Source organism: Frisingicoccus sp. (assembly GCA_016298055.1).
In the GTDB taxonomy this organism is placed as follows: domain Bacteria; phylum Bacillota; class Clostridia; order Lachnospirales; family Lachnospiraceae; genus Frisingicoccus.
The window spans coordinates 1-3,363 of the sequence record JAEDDO010000186.1 but is presented as its reverse complement, the minus strand read 5'-3'; the positions used below and the strand labels follow the sequence as shown (position 1 = coordinate 3,363).

Here is a 3,363-nt window from a genome sequence, read left to right as displayed (position 1 = left end):
CGTGAGCATTTCATGCTCTACTACAAACTTGATCATATAGTCATCGACCAGACGTTTCTGCTGTTGGAAGGCATACATCAGTGCCTTTTCGCAGATCCGGTTGATCATACGGGGAATTCCGGCAGATGCCTTGTGGATCTCATCCACTGCTTTTTCAGTAAAAACCTCCTGAGAACATCCAGAATACGCCATATGACTTCCGATGTACTGTTCTGTTTCCGATCTGTCCAGATGTGGAAGCGTACAATACATATCGATTCTCTGGCGAATAGCAGCGTAACGCTGTAACTTCAGTTTGTTTTCCCAAAGTTCTGTCTGCCCGACAAGGACTACTGCCATGGGACTGACAGAATCAAATTTGTAATTCAAAAGAAATCGGAATTCTTCCAGCGTTTCTTTTTCCAATAGATGAGCTTCATCAAGGATACAGACAACTTTCTTGTGCTGTACTCCACGGATGATTTCAATTTCCTGCTGTAGCTGGCGTTTGGAATCTCCCCGATAAAACCTTGATTCCAGACCGAGCTGATCCAGCAGCCCCTTATAAAACCATCTTGGAGTCAGCTTTGAGTCTGAAAGATAAAGAACGATGTAATCCTCTTTAGGAAGCTCTGAGTAAAACCGGCGGATCAGCGTTGATTTCCCACATCCGGAATCAGCGGTTACAACCGCAAACATCTGGCGGTCTGCCACATAGGATAAACGCCCTAATGTCTCGCGAAAAGCAGATGATTCATACAGCTTTTCAGGCGGAACATCACGGACAAAGGGTGTGTGTTCCATACCGAAGAATGCCTCATACATTGTCATTCGCCTCCTTCCGATAGGATGCAAATGAAATCGCGTCAGCCATCTGACGCTGTGTCTGTGCATGGCGGTTTTCTAAAGCATCAAGAAAACGGGATGTGCTCGGTTTCTGTTCCTGCATGGATGCCGGTAATACGGGACGTTTGTCACAGTATGAGCCGATTTTTATAGGCTGTGCTGTAAAACGTTCATAGCCTGGATAAGAAACCGTGATCGTTTCAGGCGCGGCAGGGTCATAAGAAATTTCAACTTTATGCCCAATCAGTGATGGTTTTGTCTCGTATTTTATTCCGCGGAAACTGATACATCCGCCTTTGTCAACTTTGCGTTCTTCGTGATGAAGGAAAGCTTCCGCTACGACTGAAACATCCAGGAAAGTGAGCGGGCGGCTGTCGCGGTTCCATTCCTGAAGAGGTGTGATCCCTTCTTCCGGGACCGCAGCTCCAAGGCTTTCATAGTACTCACTGATCCCTTCATGAGATTTCTTGTGATAATACTCGTCTGCGAAGATCTCCCAGAGACGGTTTAATTCATCCAGGCTTTTGATACCCTTCAGCTTCGATTCGCGGATAAAATCATCCACGACCTGGTGGAACTTTTCGATCTTGCCTTTGCTTTTTCCGCTTCTCGGCTTTGCATGAATGACACGGATGCCGAGTTTGGAAAGGGAAAAACGGATTTGCTTTGCGATATACTGTGATCCGTTATCAAAGTAACAGGCATCAAAAGTTCCGTGACGCAGGATCGCCTGGTGAAAGGTATCCTCGATGATCGCTTCTTCCTGATTATCATAGAACCGGGAGAATAGCAGCCGTCTGGAATGGTCATCAATAGCCGAGGACAGATAGGTCTGTACTTTGGCACCGTTTTTTCCAATAGGAAGTTTGGGACCATACTTGATATCTCCCTGGATCAGCATCATGCGGTGTGGTTTGCAGAAGCGTTTCGATGAACTCTCACGGGCTTCTCTGTACATCTGCATATGTTCACGGCCAAACCCTGCTTTATAAAGATGTCTTTCCAGGGTTGGGCGTTTTAATACCCCCGGTGCTACAAAGCCTTCTGCTTCCAGAATGAAGATGATCTGTGCAACAGACCGTTCCGGGACCTCTTTCCTGAGCTGGATTGCCTGTTCCAGAAGAAAATCGAAATTGTCCGGAAGTCTCTGGGATCTGTGTTTTTGCCGGTCTGCCGGTTTGAGTCCAGAGAACTGGCTTTCTGCATATGCTTTCTCGTAACGATAAAGAGAGCGGACGGAGATGTTATTCTCCTGTGCAATCTGCCTGCGCAGCTGCAGACGTTTTGCGTCATCCATATCTTCCCTGAGAAGGGGAGATATAAGCTGAAAGCGTTTGAGTGCTTCCTGTTCCTGCCACTGTTGTTTCATAAGATTTTTGCTTGTATTCATAGTATAGCGACCTCCTTTGAGACCACTATACAGAAGCAGCCGGTGACAGACGAACCAAAGTAGGTGCACAGTGCTACCAGGGGATCGGCACCAGGAATCCCCCGCTGTTATAGATCAGGCGGAGAATGATCTCCAGCCAGCTTTGATATTTTTTTCGTATAGCTTCGAGCAGTGAACCTTTGGAGAAGAGGACTCCTTCCCCAAGTCTGAAGATACTGTAGCCGGCACTTCTAAGGTAGCCTTCTATGTTGGTCAGATTGACCTGCAACCACAGGAGCCAGCGCTGCATGGTCTGCATGGACGGATAGTCCTCGGAATCAGCATCTTCAGGAGTGACAACTCCATCAAGAACTCCTGATATAACCTCAGTTTCATAATGCTTATACGGGGAGAGGCAATCCGGAAGTTCATTATGATAGGAATGGCAGTTTTTACATCTGAAACGTCGTATCATCAGACGCTCCTTACGTCCGCCTTCTTTCCTTCGGATACGTACGCGTGAATCCCGGTAGGCAAGAATCCCCTGACATCTGGGACATATATGGCTGGTCACACTGCTCTCAACAAAAAACACCTGAATTCCCCTTGAGGGTTAACGTATAGTCTGATATAATAACCATGGTTTTAGCGACCAGGTCTCAGAGTACACGACTTTCCAGGGAAGGTGCTCTGAGACTTTTTTCTTTCTGTAAACTGATGACAGTATACAGAACAATCCAGAGACACGCAAGCTAATCATTATTACGCTATTTTAAGAGGTCAATAACAATAAAACTCTAATTTTTTCCATATATTTGCACCTCATATTTATATATAATTTGATTATAATTATACTACTTACTTTTTCTATTCATCAATTGATAACCTGCAACTTCCTACGAAAAGTTGAGAAATCTCACGCTACCACACACCAAAAGTTGGGGAGTTGCACTACTCCCCAACAAAATAAAACAGGCAATCTTCGCTTACTTATTTCAGAAGAATGAGGCGAAGTTTCATACGACAGTTGGGGAATTGAAATTCCCCAACTCACTCCCCAACTTTTACCCAATTCCATGCATAAATAGCGATAATTTACGATAAGTCAAAATTTATTCCCCAACACGCAAAAAAACCTTGAATTATCCCATTTTCATAGGAAATTCAAG

Annotated in this window: 3 protein-coding genes; all 3 read right to left on the bottom strand. The window is 45.1% G+C overall.

Features of this window, described 5'->3' with window-relative positions:
• The coding region (locus tag QZZ35_RS10210) for an ExeA family protein (protein WP_291237306.1) at window positions 1–804 on the bottom strand (804 nt) is incomplete at its 3' end.
• Window positions 797–2,215 carry a DDE-type integrase/transposase/recombinase gene (locus QZZ35_RS10205; RefSeq protein WP_291237305.1) on the bottom strand — a complete coding sequence of 473 codons (1,419 nt, stop codon included), beginning with the start codon at window positions 2,213–2,215 and terminating at the stop codon, window positions 797–799. The genes QZZ35_RS10210 and QZZ35_RS10205, both read right to left, overlap by 8 nt.
• Before the next feature lie 73 nt (window positions 2,216–2,288).
• Window positions 2,289–2,789 carry a DUF6431 domain-containing protein gene (locus QZZ35_RS10200; RefSeq protein WP_197702350.1) on the bottom strand — a complete coding sequence of 167 codons (501 nt, stop codon included), beginning with the start codon at window positions 2,787–2,789 and terminating at the stop codon, window positions 2,289–2,291.
• Window positions 2,790–3,363 lie beyond the last annotated feature (574 nt).

What these genes read in the sequence shown, in the direction of transcription:
- QZZ35_RS10205 (WP_291237305.1), bottom strand. Translation starts at nt 2,215, where the DNA reads ATGAATACAAGCAAAAATCTTATGAAACAACAGTGGCAGGAACAGGAA.